Source organism: Sphingomonas insulae (assembly GCF_010450875.1).
Lineage (GTDB): Bacteria > Pseudomonadota > Alphaproteobacteria > Sphingomonadales > Sphingomonadaceae > Sphingomonas > Sphingomonas insulae.
Genome location: NZ_CP048422.1, coordinates 2,011,644 through 2,031,853 on the forward strand (window position 1 = coordinate 2,011,644; position 20,210 = coordinate 2,031,853).

Annotated in this window: 20 protein-coding genes, 2 tRNA genes and 1 pseudogene; 6 read left to right on the forward strand and 17 right to left on the reverse strand. The window is 67.7% G+C overall.

Annotated features, from left to right (window positions below):
* Nucleotides 1-156: 156 nt before the first annotated feature.
* The 5 genes from GTH33_RS11210 to aroA all read right to left on the reverse strand — a co-directional run bounded on the left by GTH33_RS11210 (nucleotide 157) and on the right by aroA (nucleotide 5,226).
* Nucleotides 157-240, reverse strand: a tRNA-Leu gene (locus GTH33_RS11210).
* Nucleotides 241-303: 63 nt separating this feature from the next.
* The gene (locus tag GTH33_RS11215; protein ID WP_163958469.1) at nucleotides 304-582 is read right to left on the reverse strand and encodes an integration host factor subunit beta; all 279 of its coding nucleotides are present in this window, start codon (nucleotides 580-582) and stop codon (nucleotides 304-306) included.
* Nucleotides 583-711: 129 nt separating this feature from the next.
* Complete coding sequence (rpsA, locus tag GTH33_RS11220; protein ID WP_163958470.1) at nucleotides 712-2,430, reverse strand: 30S ribosomal protein S1; 1,719 nt, start codon at nucleotides 2,428-2,430, stop codon at nucleotides 712-714.
* Nucleotides 2,431-3,241: 811 nt separating this feature from the next.
* On the reverse strand, nucleotides 3,242-3,874 hold the full coding sequence (gene cmk / locus GTH33_RS11225) for a (d)CMP kinase (RefSeq protein WP_163958471.1): 633 nt from the start codon (nucleotides 3,872-3,874) through the stop codon (nucleotides 3,242-3,244).
* The gene (gene aroA, locus GTH33_RS11230) at nucleotides 3,871-5,226 is read right to left on the reverse strand and encodes a 3-phosphoshikimate 1-carboxyvinyltransferase (protein ID WP_163958472.1); all 1,356 of its coding nucleotides are present in this window, start codon (nucleotides 5,224-5,226) and stop codon (nucleotides 3,871-3,873) included. The genes cmk and aroA overlap by 4 nt, the downstream gene beginning before the upstream one ends.
* Nucleotides 5,227-5,335: 109 nt before the next feature.
* Here aroA and GTH33_RS11235 point away from each other — a divergent pair, with 109 nt between their 5' ends.
* From GTH33_RS11235 to GTH33_RS11245, 3 genes are all read left to right on the forward strand, one after another.
* Nucleotides 5,336-5,656 (forward strand): TIGR02300 family protein, encoded by a 321-nt coding sequence (locus GTH33_RS11235; protein WP_037534617.1) that lies wholly within the window; start codon nucleotides 5,336-5,338, stop codon nucleotides 5,654-5,656.
* 93 nt (nucleotides 5,657-5,749) lie between these two features.
* Nucleotides 5,750-5,825, forward strand: a tRNA-Ala gene (locus tag GTH33_RS11240).
* A gap of 257 nt (nucleotides 5,826-6,082) precedes the next feature.
* A complete protein-coding gene (locus GTH33_RS11245; RefSeq protein WP_243848305.1) occupies nucleotides 6,083-6,502 on the forward strand; it encodes a heavy metal-binding domain-containing protein in 420 nt (139 codons plus the stop codon).
* Between the two features lie 54 nt (nucleotides 6,503-6,556).
* On the opposite strand, the gene GTH33_RS11250 is transcribed toward GTH33_RS11245, so the two are convergent.
* Nucleotides 6,557-6,772, reverse strand: a complete 216-nt coding sequence (locus GTH33_RS11250) for a cold-shock protein (RefSeq protein WP_037534615.1) — start codon at nucleotides 6,770-6,772, stop codon at nucleotides 6,557-6,559.
* A 308-nt stretch (nucleotides 6,773-7,080) separates the two neighbouring features.
* On the opposite strand from GTH33_RS11250, the gene GTH33_RS11255 reads away from it, so the two are divergent.
* Nucleotides 7,081-7,299: a hypothetical protein gene (locus GTH33_RS11255; protein WP_163958473.1), complete on the forward strand. Its 219-nt coding sequence runs from the start codon at nucleotides 7,081-7,083 to the stop codon at nucleotides 7,297-7,299.
* A 147-nt stretch (nucleotides 7,300-7,446) separates the two neighbouring features.
* Here the strand turns inward: GTH33_RS11255 and GTH33_RS11260 are convergent, their stop codons facing one another.
* The 7 genes and pseudogenes from GTH33_RS11260 to miaB all read right to left on the reverse strand — a co-directional run bounded on the left by GTH33_RS11260 (nucleotide 7,447) and on the right by miaB (nucleotide 15,522).
* Nucleotides 7,447-8,775 carry a PQQ-dependent sugar dehydrogenase gene (locus tag GTH33_RS11260; RefSeq protein WP_163958474.1) on the reverse strand — a complete coding sequence of 443 codons (1,329 nt, stop codon included), beginning with the start codon at nucleotides 8,773-8,775 and terminating at the stop codon, nucleotides 7,447-7,449.
* Between the two features lie 155 nt (nucleotides 8,776-8,930).
* Nucleotides 8,931-11,174, reverse strand: a complete 2,244-nt coding sequence (katG, locus tag GTH33_RS11265; protein WP_163958475.1) for a catalase/peroxidase HPI — start codon at nucleotides 11,172-11,174, stop codon at nucleotides 8,931-8,933.
* 255 nt (nucleotides 11,175-11,429) lie between these two features.
* On the reverse strand, nucleotides 11,430-12,338 hold the full coding sequence (locus tag GTH33_RS11270) for a hemolysin family protein (RefSeq protein WP_163958476.1): 909 nt from the start codon (nucleotides 12,336-12,338) through the stop codon (nucleotides 11,430-11,432).
* Between the two features lie 10 nt (nucleotides 12,339-12,348).
* On the reverse strand, nucleotides 12,349-12,861 hold the full coding sequence (ybeY, locus tag GTH33_RS11275; protein ID WP_163958477.1) for an rRNA maturation RNase YbeY: 513 nt from the start codon (nucleotides 12,859-12,861) through the stop codon (nucleotides 12,349-12,351).
* Nucleotides 12,858-13,097 (reverse strand): type II toxin-antitoxin system VapC family toxin, encoded by a 240-nt coding sequence (locus GTH33_RS11280; protein ID WP_243848306.1) that lies wholly within the window; start codon nucleotides 13,095-13,097, stop codon nucleotides 12,858-12,860. Before GTH33_RS11280 ends, ybeY begins: the two co-directional genes overlap by 4 nt.
* Nucleotides 13,094-14,092, reverse strand: coding sequence for a PhoH family protein (locus GTH33_RS11285; protein ID WP_163958478.1), 999 nt, complete (start codon nucleotides 14,090-14,092; stop codon nucleotides 13,094-13,096). Before GTH33_RS11285 ends, GTH33_RS11280 begins: the two co-directional genes overlap by 4 nt.
* Nucleotides 14,093-14,185: 93 nt before the next feature.
* Nucleotides 14,186-15,522 (reverse strand): annotated as a pseudogene (gene miaB / locus GTH33_RS11290) (tRNA (N6-isopentenyl adenosine(37)-C2)-methylthiotransferase MiaB).
* Nucleotides 15,523-15,644: 122 nt separating this feature from the next.
* On the opposite strand from miaB, the gene GTH33_RS11295 reads away from it, so the two are divergent.
* Together GTH33_RS11295 and GTH33_RS11300 are read left to right on the forward strand one after the other, a co-directional pair.
* A complete protein-coding gene (locus GTH33_RS11295) occupies nucleotides 15,645-16,664 on the forward strand; it encodes a hypothetical protein (protein ID WP_163958479.1) in 1,020 nt (339 codons plus the stop codon).
* Between the two features lie 101 nt (nucleotides 16,665-16,765).
* A complete protein-coding gene (locus GTH33_RS11300) occupies nucleotides 16,766-17,566 on the forward strand; it encodes a MipA/OmpV family protein (RefSeq protein ID WP_163958480.1) in 801 nt (266 codons plus the stop codon).
* A 10-nt stretch (nucleotides 17,567-17,576) separates the two neighbouring features.
* Here GTH33_RS11300 and GTH33_RS11305 read toward each other — a convergent pair whose 3' ends face one another.
* From GTH33_RS11305 to tsaB, 4 genes are all read right to left on the reverse strand, one after another.
* Nucleotides 17,577-18,296, reverse strand: a complete 720-nt coding sequence (locus tag GTH33_RS11305; protein WP_163958481.1) for a lysophospholipid acyltransferase family protein — start codon at nucleotides 18,294-18,296, stop codon at nucleotides 17,577-17,579.
* 34 nt (nucleotides 18,297-18,330) lie between these two features.
* Nucleotides 18,331-18,753, reverse strand: a complete 423-nt coding sequence (locus GTH33_RS11310; protein WP_163958482.1) for a Fur family transcriptional regulator — start codon at nucleotides 18,751-18,753, stop codon at nucleotides 18,331-18,333.
* Nucleotides 18,754-18,971: 218 nt separating this feature from the next.
* Nucleotides 18,972-19,439, reverse strand: coding sequence for a GNAT family N-acetyltransferase (locus GTH33_RS11315; RefSeq protein WP_163958483.1), 468 nt, complete (start codon nucleotides 19,437-19,439; stop codon nucleotides 18,972-18,974).
* Nucleotides 19,439-20,080 (reverse strand): tRNA (adenosine(37)-N6)-threonylcarbamoyltransferase complex dimerization subunit type 1 TsaB, encoded by a 642-nt coding sequence (tsaB, locus tag GTH33_RS11320; protein WP_163959953.1) that lies wholly within the window; start codon nucleotides 20,078-20,080, stop codon nucleotides 19,439-19,441. Before tsaB ends, GTH33_RS11315 begins: the two co-directional genes overlap by 1 nt.
* Nucleotides 20,081-20,210 lie beyond the last annotated feature (130 nt).

Consider the following 20,210-nt stretch of genomic DNA (forward strand, 5'->3'; position numbering starts at 1 on the left):
CATCGAGCAGCAGGCGCGCCGCAGTGTCGGGACGGCCGCGGGCCGGATCGGCGAGCCTGGGTGCGCCACCGATCGCGCTGACGACGACCGGACCCGAATCCGGGCGCTGGTTGCAACCGGTCAGAATCGGCAGCGCGACGCCGAGCAGCAGCGCGATGGTGCGGACGGCGGGACTCGAACCCGCACTCCAGGGGAAGCCGATTTTAAGTCGGCTGCGTCTACCGGTTTCGCCACGTCCGCGCACGTGCGCACGACAAGCCCACCCCGGGCGGGGCGTCAAGCGGTTATGGCCGCCATCCGTGGTCAGACGTTGAGGCGCGCGCGCATTTCCTTGCCCGGCTTGAAATAGGGAACGCGCTTGGCGTCGACATCGACCGTCTCGCCGGTGCGTGGATTGCGGCCGACGCGTGCATCGCGCGCGCGGGTGGAAAAGGCGCCGAAGCCGCGCAGTTCGACCCGGCCGTTGGCCGCCAGTCGACGCGCGATCTCATCGAAGAACGTCGAGACGATCGCCTCGACATCATGGGCTGCCAGCCCTGGATTCAGATCGCACACTTTTTGAACGAGTTCAGATCGGATCATCGCAAGCTCCCCCGGGCTGATGCAACGAGAACTTGATAAAGATCAATCGCGACCAAGTATAGGTCCGAATCGTAACTGGTCCAAAAAAGATGAGGGGCCGTCACAAGGGTGTAACGGCCCCGGCATCCCTTACTTCTTCTCGGCGTCCGAACGGGCCTTGAGAGCCTCGCCCAGGATGTTGCCGAGGGTCGCGCCCGAGTCGGACGAACCGTACTGGGCCACGGCCTGCTTCTCTTCGGAGATCTGCATCGCCTTGATCGAGAAGGTCGGCTTCTTCGAACGGTCGAAGCCGGTCACCATTGCGTCGAACTTCTGGCCGACCTGGAAACGCTCCGGACGCTGCTCGTCGCGATCGCGACCCAGATCCGTACGCTTGATGAAGCCGGTCGCGCCATCGTCGCCCTGCTGCACTTCGAGGCCCGCGTCGCGGACTTCGAGAACGGTCACGGTGACGATCGCGTTCTTGTTCAGCTTGTCGCCAGCCGCCGCGATGCCGCCGGCCGAAGGCCCGCCACGCTCGAGCTGCTTCATGCCGAGGCTGATGCGCTCCTTCTCGGCGTCGATGTCGAGCACGACGGCCTGCACCGTCTCGCCCTTGCGGTGCAGGTTGAGGGCGTCCTCACCCGACACGCCCCAGGCGATGTCCGACATGTGGACCATGCCGTCGACGTCGTTGTCCAGACCGATGAACAGGCCGAATTCGGTCGCGTTCTTGACTTCGCCCTCGACGGTCGAACCGATCGGATGGGCGGCGGCGAACGCTTCCCACGGATTGTTCTGCGCCTGCTTGAGGCCGAGGCTGATGCGACGCTTGTCCTCGTCGACCTCGAGCACCACAACATCGACTTCCTGCGACGTGCTGACGATCTTGCCCGGATGGACGTTCTTCTTGGTCCAGGACATTTCCGACACGTGGACGAGGCCCTCGATGCCCGCTTCCAGCTCGACGAACGCACCATATTCGGTGATGTTCGTGACGCGGCCCGACAGCTTGGCGCCGATCGGATACTTGGCCGATGCGCCGTCCCACGGATCCGACTCGAGCTGCTTCATGCCGAGGCTGATGCGCTGCGTATCCTTGTTGATGCGGATGATCTGCACCTTCACCGTGTCACCGATGTTGATCATCTCGGACGGGTGATTGACACGCTTGTAGCTGAGGTCGGTGACGTGGAGCAGGCCATCGATGCCGCCCAGGTCGACGAACGCACCGTAATCGGTGATGTTCTTGACGACGCCGTCGATGATCTGGCCCTCGGCCAGGCTCTGGATCAGGCCCGAACGCTGCTCGGCGCGGGTCTCTTCCAGCACGGCGCGGCGGCTGACGACGATGTTGCCGCGCTTGCGGTCCATCTTCAGGATCTGGAACGGCTGGGGGATGTCCATCAGCGGCGTGACGTCACGCACCGGACGGATATCGACCTGGCTGCCCGGCAGGAACGCGACGGCGCCCGACAGGTCGACGGTGAAGCCGCCCTTGACGCGGCCGAAGATGACGCCCTCGACGCGGGCGGTCTTGCTGAATTCGAGTTCGAGCTTGTCCCAGGCGGCTTCGCGGCGGGCGCGGTCGCGGCTGAGCATCGCTTCGCCGTGCATGTTTTCGACACGGTCGACATAGACTTCGACTTCGTCGCCGACGTTCAGCTCGGCCTTCTGGCCCGGTGCGGCGAATTCGCGCAGCGGCACGCGGCCTTCGGACTTCAGACCGACGTCGATGACGGCCATGTCGTTTTCGATCGCGGTGACGGTGCCGTGCACCACGCGGCCCTCGAAGCTGTCGGCACCGCCGAACATGTCATCGAGCATCGCGGCGAAATCGTCGCGGGTAGGAGTGGGCTGGGTAGCCATAGGGTTAGAGTGTCCTCAGGTTTAACTGTTTCCGGCCAAGCGGTTGGATCCGCTGGTCTTGGCTGAAAACGCCGCGGCGACCCCATGCCGGTCGCGGCATCCGTTGAACCGGGCAACACGGAGGAATACGATGCGCTTCATGCGAAAAGGGCGCGAGCGGGCAGGCCGGTCGCGCCATCCTCCGCCAGCCATGGCTCGCGGGACAGGGCACGCCTAGGCGAAAACGCGCGTTTTGGCAAGGTGATGGGGAAGGCGCGATTCGCGGCGTGGCGGCCGCGGAAGTTGCCGAAGTTGACACTACGTCCCGCCCGAAACCGCCCCCGCACCGGTCCGCCGGACGAAGGGCGGGGCGAGGGTGCGGCGTCATGGGGGGACGATGGCAGATTGGCGGTGTGTAGGACAGCTGGGATGTGCGGTGGTGGGGGCGCCTAACATCGGACATTCCGGTCCCGCCCAGAAGCAGACCTAGCGAGGGGTAGACCTCTACCCTGAAAGCAGACATTCTGCTGACATGACCAACGGGCCTTCGCAGATCAAGTTGCGGCTGTTCCGGCTCGTTGCCGCCGTTTGGTTGGGAACCGCTATCCCGATTTTCTTGCTTAGTGCCTTCCTTTTGGAAGTCCCTCTCTGGCCAACGTTCAGTAACAAAAGCACGCCGGAGGGGATAGGGCTATGGGCGGTAATCGCGGCGTGGTTTTACATCACACCAGTGGCGTTGCTCGTCATCGGACGTCGCTTGAACGGACGGTCCGCTTCTTGAGGCGGACGGCCCAGAGCAGACGGGCAGCTCCCCTCCCAAGAATATCCCCGTCTATTCCGCCGCCTTCGCGCGCCGCGCGTCGACCAGCGCGACGGCTTTCTGCACGCTCGCCTCGATCGACAGGAAGCTGGTGTCGAGCAGCGCCGCGTCCGGGGCCATGACCAGCGGGGCGGTGGAGCGGCCGCTGTCTCGGGCGTCGCGGGCGCGGATGTCGGCGAGGACCTTGTCGAAGCTGACCGGGGAACCGTGGGCCTGCAGTTCCTTGTGGCGGCGCTGGGCGCGGATCTGGGGGGTGGCTTTGACGAACAGCTTGGCGTCGGCGTCGGGGGCGATCACGCTGCCGATATCGCGGCCGTCGAGGACGGCGCCGCCGTCCTGCCGGGCGAAGCGCTTCTGGCGTTGCAGCAATGCGGCGCGGACGAGCGGATGGGCGGAGACGATCGAGGCGAGTTGGCCGATCTCATCGCTGCGCAGGGCGGGATCGGCGAGCAGCGCATCGTCGAAGTCGCAGGCGGCGACCGCATCGGCCTCCCGCGCAGGGTCCAGATCGAGGCGGCGGACGGTGAGCGCGACGGCACGGTAGAGCAGGCCGGTATCGAGGTGAGGCAGGCCGTAATGCCGCGCGAGCGCCTTGGCGATGGTGCCCTTTCCCGATGCGGCCGGGCCGTCCACGGCGATGATCATGCTGCCCCCGTAAGCTCGTCAAGCGATTGATAGAACACGGGATAGCTGGTCGCCACCGGGCCTATGTCGTCGATCGTGATCGGCCGGGCGGCATGAAGTCCAGCGACGGTCATGCTCATTGCGATGCGATGATCGAGTTTCGAGGCGATGCGAATGTCGGGAGTGGCGGGGCCGGGGATGGCATCGCCGCCGGTGCCGGTGATCGCGAGGCCGTCCTCATATTCCTCGCAAGGGACGCCGCAGGCCTCGAGCGCGTCCTTCATCGCGGCGATGCGGTCGGATTCCTTGACGCGCAGTTCGTGCGCGCCGCGGGCGACGGTGCGGCCCTTCGCGAAGGCGGCGGCGACGAACAGGACGGGATATTCGTCGATCATGCTCGGCGCGAGGTCGGGCGGCACGTCGATCGCGGTGAGGGGGGCGTGGCGGACGCGGAGGTCGGCGACGGGTTCGCCGCCGACGGTGCGGGGGTCGAGTTCGGTGATGTCGGCGCCCATCAGGCGCAGCGCCGCGATCAGGCCGGCGCGGGTGACGTTGAGGCCGACGTTGCGCACGACGATGTCGGAGCCGGGGACGATAGAGGCGGCGACCAGCCAGAAGGCGGCGGACGAGGGGTCGCCGGGGACGGTGATCGTCTGCGGCTTCAGTTCGGCCTCGCCGGTAATGGAGATCATGCGGCCTTCGTCGGTCTCCTCGACGGTTATGGCGGCGCCGAAGCCGCGCAGCATCCGCTCGCTGTGGTCGCGCGTCGCGACGGGTTCATGCACGCGGGTGATGCCGGGGGTGTTGAGGCCGGCGAGCAGTATCGCCGACTTCACCTGTGCCGAGGCGACGGGCAGCGTGTAGGTGATCGGCACGGCGGGGCAGAGGCCGCGCACCATCAGCGGCAATTTGCCCCCCGGGCTGGCGGTGATGTCCGCGCCCATCCGGCTGAGCGGATCGATGACGCGGCCCATCGGCCGGCCCGACAGCGAGGCATCGCCGGTGAAGGTCGCGGTGATCGGGTGGCTGGCGACGAGGCCCATGAGCAACCGCGTGGAGGTGCCGCTGTTGCCCATCTCCAGCGCGGTGGCGGGTTGCAGCAGTCCGCCGACGCCGACGCCGTCGACCCGCCAGATGCCCCCGGATGCATCGCCGCCGGTACGCTCGATCGTCGCACCCATCGCGCGGAGCGCGGCGGCGGTGGCGAGCACGTCCTCGCCCTCCAGCAGGCCGGTGATGTGGCTGGTGCCGACCGCGAGCGCGGAGAACATGAGCGAGCGATGGCTGATCGACTTGTCGCCGGGGACCTGGATCGTGCCGGTGAGCGCGCCGCGCGGGACGATGCTCAATTCCTGGGGAAGGGGGTGCGCCATGGGTCGGGGGCTTTGACAGCCACCTTGCGCTATGGCAAGGCGCCGCCCACCTCTCGGGCTAAGGGCGACTTTAGCCTGCGACACCCAATTCCGAAAGGCACACCACGGCATGATCAAGCCGGAATGGGGCACGAAGCGTACGTGCCCGAAATGCGCGACGCGCTTCTACGACCTCGAAAAGGACGATCCCGTCACCTGCATCAACTGCGGCACGACGTGGAACCCCGAACCCATCCTGAAGTCCAAGCAGCCGCTGCCGTTCGAGCAGGCGAAGCCCGACACCAAGGAAGCCGACCGCGACCTCGAGGGTGAGGACGAGGATCTGGAGGCATTGGGCGAAGAGGAAGAGCCCTCGGCCGACGACGAAGTCGACCTGGGTGGCGACGACGACCTGGGCGTGGAAGCGCCCAACGACGAAGACGAGCATTGATCGTCTAAATCTGTGGATAAATGCATGGCAGGCGGATTTCATCGCTTGCCATGCCTGGGCGCCCCCGCTAGTGGGGCGCCTCCCGGAACGGATGGGGCCGTAGCTCAGCTGGGAGAGCGCTGCAATGGCATTGCAGAGGTCAGGGGTTCGATCCCCCTCGGCTCCACCATCCGGTTCCGAAGCGACCGCCCGAGAGCGGTTCGATACGCCCCGGGTGCGGGTATTTTTTCCTGATATGACGGCGCCCAGGCGGTTGGTTGCGGTTGGCGCCGTGCCGTTCCTTGCGTGGAAGGTCTTTACGGAAGCGCAGCGGTGGCGCTCTTCCGTCACCGATGGCGCGAGACTGTGGTGTGGCGTCTCCTCATCATACATTTTCCCTGAACCCGTACACTTGGCTGCTCCGGCTTGACGGCGTCGGGAGCGTGTATGCCGTTTCGATCCGGCGCGCACGAAGCGGGCAAGGGGAGGATGCGGATGCGGATCATGGGGACGGTCGCTGCGGCGGTATTGCTGGCTGGGGGCACCGGCGGGGCGGTGGCCAAGGACAAGCGTGCCTATGTCGTCGTCAACGAGGCGGTGGGCGTACCGGTGTTCGCAGGCGACATCACCGATCGGCCGTATCGCACGATCGGCGAGGTGACGGCGGGGGTGCGCAAGGCGACGGTGTTCAGCAAGGCCGCGTCAAAGGCCAAGGTATTCCGGGAATTATGGGAGCGAGCCGACAAGATGGGCGCGGATGCGGTCATCAATGCGCGCTACGGCAATTCGCATGTGACGGCGGTCAGCTGGGGAAAGACCAACGCCACCGGTACGGCGATCAAGTTCGAGGATCGCACCACGCCCTGATCGGGCATGCATCGTCAATGGGCGGCGGGGACGCGATCGTCCCCGCCACGCACATCAGTCGACCGGCTGAAGGTTGACGGCCGAGGTCTTGCCCCGACGGTCCTGCTCCAGATCGTAGCTGATCCGCTGGTTCTGGTTCAGCGTCGCCATGCCGGCGCGCTCGACCGCCGTGATGTGGACGAACGCATCGGCGCCGCCCGTGTCGGGAGCGACGAAGCCATAGCCCTTGTCGGCGTTGAAGAACTTTACGGTGCCGGTGATGCTGCTCATGGCAGGATCCTTTCTACTCTAGCCGCGCGGCGGTACGATTACCGAAGCGCGAATTGCGCGCGAAGCAGGGAAGGAAGGAAGAGGGAGCCGCAAAGCACCGTAGACCGTCGATGTGCGACTCTAGCACGGTCCATATGGGGCAAGGCGGCGCATTCGGCAAGGCCGCCGGGCTTTTGGCAGCGCCGCGGGCCCCCAAGGGTTGCGTACCGCCGGCGGAAGGGCCATTTGGGATCCATCGGACTGCCCCATTCGAGCATGGTCCGACTGAGAGATACTATGCGCTCCCGCTTTCCGATTGGGAGACCCGCATGTCGCGCGCCATCAACGTCAATGCCACCAAGTCCGATGTCGAGGCCCTGTGCCTGAAGCACAAGGCGCCGATCAGCGCGATCGAATCGCTGGCGTCCGGCGGCACGCGCGTCGTGTTGATGAATGGCGATGCGGCGGCGGCGATGACCCGCGTGTTCGGGCGCAAGGTGTTGTCGGGGAACGTGGAGCGGACGCCGCTGCGGCTGCGGATGGTGTGACGGCCGGTCCAGATGCGCGCCGCCGTGGGCTCCGTGGCGGCGCTGTTCGGGCGGAAGCTTGAGCGGGCGTAGACCGGGGCGGCCCGAGCCGCAGTGGACCCACGGTCCTGGCAAAACCCCTCCTCGATCGAGGAGGGGTTTTTCGTGTCATTTCGCCGGGGCGACGCGCCAGATGGTGTTGCCGACGTCGTCGGCGACCAGCAGCGCACCGGTGCGATCGGCGGTGACGCCGACCGGGCGGCCATGGGCCTTGCCGTCCTTGTCGAGGAAGCCGGACAGGACGTCGACCGGCTTGGCGCCGTCGGCCGGGAAGCCGCGGGCGGCGAAGGGGACGAAGACGACCTTGTAGCCCGACACCGGCTTGCGGTTCCATGAGCCGTGTTCGCCGATGAACGCGCCCTGCGCGAACTGCCCGCCGAGCCTGACGTCGCCGGCGAAGGTCAGCCCGAGCGCGGCGACGTGCGGTCCGAGCGCGTAATCGGGGCGCTTCGAATATTGCTGCAAGTCCGGGCGCTGCGGATCGACGCGGGTGTCGGGATAGCCACCCCAGTAGAACCAAGGCCAGCCGAACTGGTCGCCGAGTTCGACCTGGGTGAGATAGTCGGGCGCGAGATCCGATCCCAGCATGTCGCGTTCGTTGACGACGGTCCACAGCTGCTGGTTGAAGGGACTGATCGCCATACCCTGTGGATTGCGCAGGCCCGAGGCATAGATGCGGAAGGTCTTTTGCTGCGGATAGACCTGCAGGATGTTGGCGCGGAATTTTTCGGCGTCGAGGCCGTTTTCGGCGATGTTCGAGGATGACCCGACACCGACGAACAGCGTACGCCCGTCCGGCGCGGCGATGAGCGTGCGCGCCCAATGGTTGCCGCCGCCGTTCAGCTTGACGACCAATTCTGGCCTGGCGGCGATCTGCGTCGCCCCGTCGGTGTACGGCACCCGGACCACGGCATCGGTGTTGGCGATGTAGAGCTGGCCATCGAGCAGCGCCATGCCGGTCGGCGAGTTGAGGCCGGTCATGAACACGTGGCGCTGATCGGCGACGCCGTCCCCGTCGCTGTCGCGCAGCAGGGTGATGCGGTTCGCCGAGGGCACGCCGGCGCCGGCCTTGCCCAGCAGCTTGCCCATCACCCAGCCCTGGATGCCGCCGCCGCTGCGTGGCGGCGAATTGGTTTCGGCGACCAGCACGTCGCCATTGGGCAGGCGGTAGAGCCAGCGGGGATGGTCGAGGTTCCGGGCGAACGCCTTCACCGTCAGACCGGCGGCGGCGACGGGCGTCTGGTCGCCCTGCCAGCCGACGACGTCGGCGACCTTGACCGTCGGCAGCGTCTGGATGCGCGCCTCGGTGATCTGCGGGCGTTTGCCGGTGATGCGGTCGAACGGCACCTGCGCGGTGTCGGGCCAGGCGAGATAGACGACGACGCCAATGGCGACGACGACGATGAGCGCGGCAAGGCGCAGGACGTGCTTAAGCATAAGCGTACGATAGGGGGGAGAGGGGGGAGTGGAAGTGTTTCGTCATTGCGGGCGCAGCGAACCGGTCCAGACTTCGGTCGGGACCGTGACGGTTTCACTCGCCTGCCATATCAGGTCGGTGAGGCGGCCGGTCGGCCACCTCACCGACTTGGCGGTCAGGCCGGGCTGCCGACCAGCAGGTCGTAGCGGTCGGCGTTCATCACCTTCGTCCAGGCCTTGACGAAGTGCCTGACGAACATGGCGTGCGCGTCGTCGCAGGCATAGACCTCGGCGATGGCGCGCAGCTGCGAGTTGGAGCCGAACACCAGATCGGTGCGCGAGGCGGTCCATTTGTGTTCGTGCGTGTGACGATCGGTGCCGACGAATTCCTCATCACTCTCGTCGCTCACCTGCTTCCACGCGGTCCCCATGTCGAGGAGGTTCACGAAGAAGTCGTTGGTCAGCTGGCCCGAGCGGTCGGTGAAGACGCCGTGCTGCTTGGCTTTCGCATGGTTCGCGCCGAGGACGCGCAGGCCGCCGACCAGCACCGTCATGTCGGGTGCCGAGAGGCCGAGCAGCTGGGCGCGATCGACCAGCAGTTCCTCGGTCGGGACGTTGAAATTGACCTGCAGATAGTTGCGGAACCCGTCGGCCCTGGGTTCGAGCACGTCGAAGCTTTCGGTTTCGGTCCGTTCGTCGCTGGCATCGGTACGGCCCGGGGTGAACGGCACCTCGATCGGATGGCCGCCGGCCTTTGCCGCCGCTTCGATCCCGACCGAACCGCCGAGCACGATCAGGTCGGCGAGCGACACCTTCTTTCCGCCCCCGTCCTGCTGTTGGGCGTCGTCGAAATCGGCCTTGATGCCTTCATAGACCGCCAGCACGCGGGCGAGCTGTTCGGGCTGATTGACCTCCCAGTCCTTTTGCGGGGCGAGGCGGATGCGCGCACCGTTGGCACCGCCGCGATGGTCCGAGCCGCGCCACGTCGAGGCCGAGGCCCAGGCGGTGGTGACGAGATCCTCGATCGACAGGGCCGATTGACCGATCGCCGTCTTCAGTGCGGCGATGTCGGACGCATCGACCTGCGGATAGTCGGCGAGCGGGATCGGGTCCTGCCAGATCAGCTCTTCCTCCGGCACTTCCGGGCCGATCAGGCGGATCTTCGGCCCCATGTCGCGGTGGGTCAGCTTGTACCAGGCGCGCGCCCAGGTGTCGGCGAAATAGGCCGGGTCGGCGCGGAATTTCTGGCAGATCGCATTGTAGGCCGGGTCGACCTTCAACGCCATGTCTGCGGTCGTCATCATCGTCGGCACGCGCTTGCCGGCGGTGTGCGCGGCGGGGGCGAGCGTGTCCTCGGGGCTGCCGACCGGCTGCCACTGATGGGCGCCGGCGGGGCTCTTGGTCAGTTCGTACTCATGGTCGAACAGCATGTCGAAATAGGTCATGTCCCACGTCGTCGGCGTCGGGGTCCAGGCGCCCTCGATCCCGCTGGTGATCGTGTGATCGCCCATGCCGCTTTCATGCGTCGATGCCCAGCCCAGGCCCTGGCTGGCGATGTCCGACCCCTCGGGCTCCTTGCCGACGAGGCTCGGGTCGCCGGCGCCATGCGCCTTGCCGAAGGTATGGCCGCCGGCGGTGAGCGCGACGGTTTCCTCGTCGTTCATGCCCATGCGCGCGAAGGTTTCGCGCATGTCGCGCGCCGAACCCTGTGGCATCGGGCAACCGCCCGGCCCTTCGGGATTGACGTAGATGAGGCCGTGCTGGATCGCGGCAAGCGGGCTTTCGAGGGCGAGGCCGGCTTCCTCGTCGATGCGGGTCTGGCCGAGCCATTCCTCCTCGGTACCCCAGTACACGTCCTTCTCGGGTTCGAAGACGTCCTCGCGGCCGCCGGAGAAGCCGAAGGTGGGGCCGCCCATCGATTCGATCGCGACGTTGCCCGCCAGGATGAACAGGTCGGCCCAGCTGAGCTGGCGTCCGTACTTCTGCTTGATCGGCCAGAGCAGGCGACGCGCCTTGTCGAGGTTGCCGTTGTCGGGCCAGCTGTTCAGCGGGGCGAAGCGCTGCTGCCCCGCCGACGATCCGCCGCGGCCGTCGCCGGTGCGATAGGTGCCCGCCGAATGCCACGCCATGCGGATGAAGAAGGGGCCGTAATGCCCGTAATCGGCCGGCCACCACGGTTGGCTGTCGGTCATCAGCGCGGTCAGGTCAGCCTTCAGCTGGTCATAGTCGAGGCTGAGGAATTCGGAGCGATAGTCGAAGTCGTCGCCCATCGGATTGCCGCTGACGCCCTTCTGGTGAAGGATGTCGATCGACAGCGATTCGGGCCACCAGTCCCTCGCGGTCTGGCCAAGCAGCCGGCGCATCGCGGCTGGCTGCTTCTTGGGATCGTTGATCGGGCTGCCTTGGGTAATCGCGTCCATGTCGCTCTCTCCTCGCATCGCCCGGCATCGCGGGCGGTATGTTGCGAGGATGCTAACGCAGCGACTGTGATCGAAGAAACACGAAATCGCGAACGTGGTGATCGGATGGGGCGATCAGAGGCGAGGGTGCGATGAATGGCCGGGGCATCGCTCTCACCCTCACCCTGTCGCCGGCTTCGCCATCTCCTCCCTCTCCCGATGGGAGAGGGAGGGAGGCGCGTAGCGCCGGAAGGGTGAGGGTGAGTGTCCGGGCGCTCAGGCGTCCTCGACTTCGCGGGCGACCGGCGGGTGGAGGCGAAGGCGGTGGATGCGGCGTTCGTCGGAATCGAGCACTTCCAGCTTCCAGCCGCTCGGGTGGTCGACGCATTCGCCGCGCGCGGGAACATGGCCGGCGAGGACCGCAGCGAGACCGCCGAGCGTGTCGACGTCGTGTTCCGTTTCGCCCAGCTGCGGATCAATCAGCTCGGCGGCATCCTCCAGCTCGGCGCGGGCGTCCGCTTCCCATGCGCCGCCGTCGATCGGGACCAGCAGCGCCTCGGGCGCCTCGTCATGTTCGTCCTCGATCTCGCCGACGATCTCTTCGATCAGGTCCTCGATCGTGACCAGCCCTTCGGTCCCCGAATATTCGTCGAGCACCACCGCGAGATGGACGTGGCTTGCGCGCATGTCGGCGAGCAGGTCCAGCGCGCCGCGCGACATGGGGACGTAGAGCGGGTCGCGGATGAGCCCCGACAGGTCCGCCGGATGGTCGGCGCCCGTCGCAAGGATGTTGAACACGTCCTTGATGTGGACCATGCCGATGATCGTATCGAGCGCGCCGCGATAGACGGGCAGGCGGCTGTGACCGGCCTCCGCGAAGATCTGGACGAGATGGGCGAAGGTCGTGCCTTCCTCGATCGCGATGATGTCGGCGCGGGGCACGCCGACGTCGCCGGCGTCGCGTTCGCCGAAGTGCAGCAGGTTGCGCACCATCTGCCGTTCGAGCGGGGTCAGATCGCCCTTGGCATCGGGCGCGGGATCGTCCTCGTGCCGGTCGATCGCCTCCTCCAGCTGGTCGCGGAGGGATTCTTCCGGGGCGCCGCCGAAGATCAGATGCTTCAGCCCCCGCCAGATGTTGGATTCGCTGGAGTCGCCGTTGCCGGCGCTACTTCGGTCGTCTGCCATGGCGGCCGTGTCAGTCCTCTCGTACAGGATAGGGGTCCGCGATGCCGAGGCTGGCGAGCGCCTGCCGCTCGATCTCCTCCATGCCTTCGGCTTCCTCGTCCCCCATGTGGTCATAGCCTAGCAGATGGAGCGTGCCGTGCACCAGCAGGTGCGTGGCATGTTCGGCGACGGTGACGCCCTTTTCCATCGCCTCCCGCTCGCACACGCCATGCGCCATGACGATGTCGCCGAGCAGCAACTCGCCATCGTCGCTGTTCTGGCTGACGGTGTCGATCAGGTCGGGCTGCACCATCGGGAAGGACAGGACGTTGGTCGGCTTGTCCTTGTGCCGATATTGCGCGTTGAGCTGATGGACCTCGTCGTCGCTGGTGAGGCGGATGCTGATCTCGACCGTGGCGGCGGTGGCGATGAGATCGCCGTGCGGCGTGCGCTCGATCGCCGCGCGGGCGGCGCGGGCGGCGAGAGCGTCCCAGTCCGTAACGGCGGGCCACGGGTCTTCGCGGGTGAGTTCGATGTGGATCATGCAAGGTCCGTCTGCGAGAAATCGTCGCCTTGATACAGCAGGCGGGCGTGATGGGTCCTGGCGCAGGCGTATGCGAAGCAATCACCCAAGTTGAGGCGCGCGGGGTGATAGCCCTTGCCGGAGCGCGCGTGCGCATCGACCGCGCGCCTGCGCTTCGTTCTCCCGATCGGGACCATACGCAGGCCCGCGGTCTGGACGAAGCCGTCGAGGGCGAGCCTCGCCTCCTGCGCCGTCAAGCGTTCGGCCCCTCATACGCCTCGACGATGCGCCCGACAATCGGGTGGCGGACGACGTCGGCGGCGGTGAAGCGGGTCATCGAGATGCCCTCGACGCCTTCCAGCCGGACGGTGGCATCCGCCAGCCCCGATGCGCCGACGCCGCCGGGCAGATCGGTCTGGTTGGGATCGCCGCAGATCACCATCCGGCTGTTCTGTCCGAAGCGGGTGAGGAACATCTTCATCTGCGCCGGGGTGGTGTTCTGCGCCTCGTCGAGGATGACGAAGGCATCCGCCAGCGTCCGGCCGCGCATGAAGGCGATCGGCGCGATCTCGATCTCGCCCGACGTGATGCGGCGCTCGACCTGTTCGGCGGGCAGGCAGTCGTGCAGCGCATCGTAGAGCGGGCGCAGGTATGGATCGACCTTGTCCTTCATGTCGCCGGGCAGAAAGCCGAGCTTCTCGCCCGCCTCCACCGCCGGGCGCGACAGGATCAGTCGCTGCACGCTGCCGGTGATCAGCTGCGACACCGCCTGCGCGACCGCGATATAGGTCTTGCCCGTACCCGCCGGCCCGAGCGCGAAGATCATGTCGTTGGTCGCCAGTTCGCGCATGTAATGCGCCTGCGCAGGCGTGCGCGGCACGATCGTCTTCTTGCGGGTACGGATCATCACCGAGGGGATGCCGCCGCGTTCGGCGCTGACGATCCCCGCCAGCGTCGGTTCGGATGCCATCGCGATGGCGGCATCGACGAGGCCGGTGTCCACCTCCTCGCCGCGCTGCATCCGGTGATAGAGGTCCTGCAACACGTCGCGGGCCAGGGCGACGTTTTCGGCGGTGCCTTCCAGCCCGACGCGGTTGCCGCGCGCGGTGATATAGACGCCGAGACGATTTTCGAGCGCCACCAGATTCTGGTCGTATTGGCCGAACAGCGTGGCGAGCAGTTGCGGCTTGTCGAACAACACCTCTGCCCGGCTGCGTTCACCGGAGCGGGCGGGGACGGGCTTGCGACTCATGCGGTCCTTTCGTGCCGATAGGGCATGAGACGAATGTGGGATGCGGACCGGTGAAAGGAAAGCCGCAAAACGACGGCTGCGGATCGGCGCCGGTCAGGCGGCGGCGCGAACCCGTTCGGCGCCGGCCATCGACACCGGGCCGGCCGAGAGCAGGTCGACGGTCACCATGTCGCCGATCGCGGCATCGGTCATCAGATGCACCGATTGCAGCCAGGGCGACTTGCCGAGCATCTGGCCGGGCAGCTTGCCGCGGCGCTCGATCAGCACGTCGCACGTGCGGCCGACGCTGGCCTGGTTGAACGCCTGCTGATCGCGACCCAGCGCCGCCTGCAGCCGCTGGAGCCGTTCGTCCATCACCGCATCGGGGATCGCGCCGGCCATGTCGGCGGCGGGGGTGCCGGGGCGCGGGCTGTATTTGAACGAATAGGCCTGTGCGTAACCGACGGCATCGACCAACGCGATCGTCTCGGCGAATTCGGCGTCGGTTTCGCCGGGGAAGCCGACGATGAAGTCGCCCGACACGGCGATATCCGGACGTACCGCGCGGACGCGGTCGAGCAGCCGGAGATAGCTGTCGCGGGTGTGCGAGCGGTTCATCGCCTTCAACACCCGGTCGCTGCCGGCCTGCACCGGCAGATGGAGGAATGGCATCAGGCTCTCGACGTCGCGATGCGCGTCGATCAGGCCCTGCGTCATGTCGTTGGGATGGCTGGTGGTGTAGCGGATGCGGGTCAGGCCCGGGATCCGATCCAGCGTACGGATCAGGTCGTGGAGACCCTTGTCGCCGTCCGCCCAGGCATTGACGTTCTGGCCGAGCAGCGTGATTTCGCGCGCGCCGGCATCGACCAGAGCGTGCGCCTCGTCGACGATGCCGGCGAACGGGCGGCTGACCTCCGCCCGCGGGTGTAGGGAACGACGCAATAGGTGCAGAATTTGTCGCACCCTTCCTGCACGGTGAGGAAGGCGGAGGGCGACACCTTGCGGCGGGCGGGCAGGCTGGCGAATTTCGACAGCAACGGCATGTCGGTGTCGAGGCTGGCGGTGCCGGACGCCGCCCGTGCCACGAGGCCGGGGAGGTTGTGATAGGCCTGCGGGCCGACGACGACGTCGACCTTGGCGCGGCGGACGATCTCGTCGCCCTCCGCCTGCGCGACGCAGCCGGCGACCGCGATCATCGGTGCGGGGCGATCCGCCAGGCGGGCATCCTTGCGCAGCCGGCCGATGTCCGAATAGACCTTTTCGGTGGCCCGTTCGCGGATGTGGCAGGTGTTGAGCACGACGAGGTCGGCGGCACCGGGATCGTCGGTGGCGGTCATGCCGTCCGCCGCCATCAGTTCGGCCATGCGTTCGCCGTCATAGACGTTCATCTGGCAGCCGAACGATTTGACGTGGAAGGTTTTCGGGCTGGTCTTGGGATCGGCGGAGGTCATGCGCGGGCGCATACAGGATGCACGATGGCGTCGCCAGCCCTGCCGGGTAACGGCGGCGGCGCGACGCGTCTGGCCCTGCGTGCCGATCCGTGGAAGATTGCCGGTCGGGAGAGGGACGGGCGATGGTGCGGGGATCGGTTGGCGGCGGGGCGGCGGCGGCGGTCGCGATGGTGCTGGCGGCGCAGGCGGGGCCAACGACCGGGCAGGACATCATCGTCAAGGCCGGACCGCCGCGCATGGAGGCGGGACTGTGGAGCTTTCATGCCGGAGCGGTATCGGTGGACCCCGTGGCCGGATCGCACGGTCACCGCGGCCGGGGCCCGCAGGACTGGAGCCTTTGCATCGGCGACGGCAATACGCCCGCGATCCTGGAACAACTGATCGGCGCCCGCGCCGTATCGGACGAGGGTGGGCTGTGTTCGCGCATGGGGCTGACGATCACGCGCGATCGGGTGAACGGCAGTCGTCGCTGTGCGCTTGCCGCGCAGGCGGAAGGCGATGCGGGGGTCGTCACCGGGCTGGTCGCCGAGACGCGGATGCGGGCTGCGATCGCGGCGACCAGCCTGACCGCGGACTATACGCTTCGTGTCGGCAGCCCCGGATATGCCGCGCCGAAAAGTCGGTGGCGGGTATCGGCCCGCCGCATGGGTGATTGCCAACGGGCGTCGGCGCCGGCGCCGGTCACGGCCGTGGCGGCGCCAATCGCGGTCGCGCCGCCGTCGGCCACGGCCGCGCGACCGGAACGGTCAGAGGCGACGGCGGACGATGCGCTGGTCGACGGCCCGTTGCCCGGTACGCCGGGGCATCCCGATGTGGCCGAGGGCGCGCCGGCAACGACGCCATTGCGCGCCAGCGTGGCGGAGACGCCTGGGGAGCCCGAGGATATCGTCGTGATCGCCCGCAAGCTGCGCCGCATCCGGCTGCATTATGCCAGCAGCGGCAAGGCGTTCCGCTGGTGCCACGCCGATATTTCGAGCGGCGACCCCAGGCTGGACCGGGTCGGTTGCGCGATGGTGCGGGCCTGCGTGCGCGAAGGCGAGGATACGACGGATGCGGTGCTTGGCTGCGTCAAGCGCCGCATCGACACGCTCGACCCGGTGACCGGACCGTTGCCCAAACCGGTCGCGCGGCGGCGGGATTGAAGCGGACCGCAGCGCCGTGGCCCAGCTATGCGGCCAGCCCCGTGCCACAGCCTCAATGCAGCCCTCTCGCCAAAGCGTGGGAAAGCTGTAGGCTCGTGGTCATGGAGAGCATTCGCCACATCGCCCTTGCCCTGCTGGCGTCCGCCGGCCTCGGTGTCGTTCCCGTCCATGCGCAGGAGGCGGCGCCGGATGCGCCGCGCCGCACGCGCATCGGCCTGGGCCCGCAATTGGTGCCGAGTTACCCCGGATCGGATTCGGTAAGCCTGCGCCCGTTCGTGGATGTGTCTCGCACGCGCGGGGACACGCCGTTCGCATTCGAGGCGCCGGACGAGAGCGCGGGCTTTCCGGTGCTGCGCGACAACCGGTTCCAGTTCGGGCCATCGATCGGCTTCGAGGGGCGGCGTCGCAGCCGCGATGTCGGTGGCGCGCTGCCGTCGGTGGGCTTCACGGTCGAGGTCGGCGGCTTCGCGCAATATGCGCTGACCGACGCGCTGCGCGTGCGGGTGGAGGCGCGGCAGGGGATCGGTGGCCACAAGGGGCTGATCGGCATGGTCGGCGCCGATTACGTCGCACGCGATGCGGATCGCTGGCTGTTTTCGATCGGACCGCGGCTGACGTTGTCGGGCAGCCGCTACAATCGCGCCTATTTCGGGGTTGCGGCCGCCGATGCGGTGCGCGCCGGCCTGCCGGCGTTCAGGGCGGATGGCGGCGTGCAGGCGGTCGGCGCAACGGCGGGGGCGCTGCGCCAGCTGACCACGCATTGGGGCGTGTCGGGCTATGCCAAATACGATCGGCTGGTCGACGATCCGGGCCGGTCGCCGGTCGTGCGTGCGTTCGGATCGCGCAACCAGCTGTCGGGCGGGCTGGCGCTGTCCTACACCTTTGGCGCCGGCATGCGCTGACGGCCGGCGATCAGGCGGCAGCCACGATCGCGGATCGTGCCGCCGCGGCAATGGCCTTGCGGTTGCCGGTTTCGACAGGATCGAAGGGCGCGAGCAGGTGCAGCGTTACCGGGAAGGTGCCGCGCCGCCGCAGGACGCGCAGGGCATGGTGCTGGCCCGGTTCTTCACCGACCCAGGCGAGATCGGCGGTCGCCGCCCCATAGTCGATCCGTACCGGCTGGACGCGCACCCCCGGCGGCGGCGGATCCAGCGCGGCGAGCAGCGCGGCCTTGAACGGCAGCAGCGTCCGCCCGTCGCCCGTCGTTCCCTCCGGAAAGATGGTGACGGGTCGGCCACCACCGATGGCATCGCGCAGCCGCGCGATCTGCGCCGTCACCTGCAAGCGGTCTTCGCGGGAGACGAACAGCGTGTGGTTGAGCGTGCAGAGCCAGCCGACCAGCGGCACGCCCCGTAGTTCGCCCTTGGCGACGAACGCGCTGCCGGTCGCGCCGGCGATCGCGAGGATATCGATCCAGCTGAGGTGATTGGCGAGGAGCACAACATCGCGGCGCAGCGGTGTGCCGATCACCCGCACCCGCGCGCCGACAATGCGCGCGACCAGCCCCAGGAACCGCCGCGGCCATGGCGACGGAATGCGGAACAGCCGCCACAGCCCGTGGATCAGGAGCGCACCCATCAGCGCCGATGCCAACGCGGCCAGTCGCAGGCCGAGGCGCAGGTTGCCGGTCAAGCGAGCATCGTCGCGGGCCGGGCCGCGATCGGCATCACGGCTTGCGGTCGAGGCTGACGCCGTACAATTCCATGCGGTGATCGACGAGGCGGAAGCCGAGCTTTTCCGCAATCGCCTTTTGCAGCTGCTCGAGTTCCGGATCGACGAACTCGATCACGCGCCCGGTCTCGACATCGATCAGGTGATCGTGATGCGCCTCGGGCGAGGGTTCGTAGCGGGCGCGGCCATCGCCGAAATCGTGCCGATCGAGGATGCCCGCCTCTTCGAACAGGCGGACGGTGCGATAGACGGTCGCGATCGAGATGCCGGGATCGATCGCCGAGGCGCGTTCGTACACCTTTTCGACGTCCGGATGGTCTTCGGCTTCGGACAGGACGCGGGCGATGACGCGGCGCTGTTCGGTGATGCGGAGACCCTTCTGGTTGCAGAGGGCTTCGAGGTCGATCTTGCGAGGCATGAACACCATGTAGTGCAGCGGGCTTGTTGCGAAAAGCGAAACCGACTCGCAACAAGATCGGGTTGCGGTGAGGTGATCCCTGGGCGGGTACCACATCCCGTCGGTGTCGCGCGGGTGGGGTCGCGAAGTGCCTTCAACCAGAAGCGCTGCGCGTCTGGATTCCCGCCTGCGCGGGAATGACGGTGGGGTGCAGGGGCCTGAACCGACGGCGGTTTCGCCTATACGGCGCGGCGGTAGGTGTGGGCGTCGAAGACCTGTCCGGTCTTGCCGCGATAGTAACCGCGGCGCTCCCCGACCTTGGCGAAGCCCTGCGCGGCGTACAGCTTCACCGCCTCGTTGCCGGCGCGCACCTCGAGATGCAGGTCGGCGATGCCGCCCGCCTGCGCCTCGGCGATGACGGCGCGCAGCAGGGCGGTGGCGATGCCGCGGCGGCGACAGGCGGGATCGACGGCGAGCAGCAGCAATTCGGCCTCGTCGGCGACGCTGCGCACCATCGCGAAACCGGCCGGGCGATCGTCCACCGTCGCGAGCGTCAGGCGGACGCCGGGCATGGCGAGCACGCCAAGGCACTGGTTGCGTGTCCACGCCTCGCCATAGGCGGCATCGAAGCTGGCGCTCATCAGCGTATCGACGATGGCGACGTCGCGCGCGTCGCCGGTGCGCAGCACGACCTGACGGGTGGGCATCAGGCGACCGTGCCGGCGGCGGGGAGCTTGCCGCCGGGAAGCTTGGCATCGGGCGCGCGGCCGTAGAGCGGGCGCGGCGGCAGCGTGGCGAGCGGGATCGGCAACAGCAGCGCATCGGCCGCATTGGGCAGCGCCGGGGTGCCGACCAGATCCGGGGCGACCTGCTGCAGCCAGCGCACGCCGTTGCCGACCGGGTGGCGGCCGGCGAGTGCGTCGATCGCCGCGTCGGGGGTGCGCGAGGCGAGGGCGTCGAGGGGCATGGGGCCGGGGGCGAAGGCTTGCATGAACACCTCACCATGCCCTCCTTCCAACATGACTGCAATGTCATGCACTTGCCCGGCGGCAAAGGCGGCGGCGGCGATCAGCGACAGGCTGGAATACCCGTGGACGTCCGCCCCCCAGCCCAACGCGAGGCCCCGCGCGGCGGCGATCCCGACGCGCAGGCCGGTGAAGCTGCCCGGGCCGACGTCGACCAGGATATGCGCAGCGCGGCCGCCATCGGGCAGTTCGGCGATCATCGGCAGCAATTGTTCGGCATGGCCCCGTCCAACCTCGCGATGCGCGGCGGCGAGGATCGCGCCGCCCTCGATCAGCGCGATCGAGCAGGCGGCGGTGGCGGTGTCGATGACCAGAGTGCGAATGGCGGGCGAGGGGGGGGAGGTGTGTCGGTCATGGGCTCGTCTGGCGCCCGCTTTGCGACAGGCGGCGGGGGGACACAAGCGGGCGAGATGCGGTCGGACGGTGACGACCGTCCCGGATACGCCGCCCGCC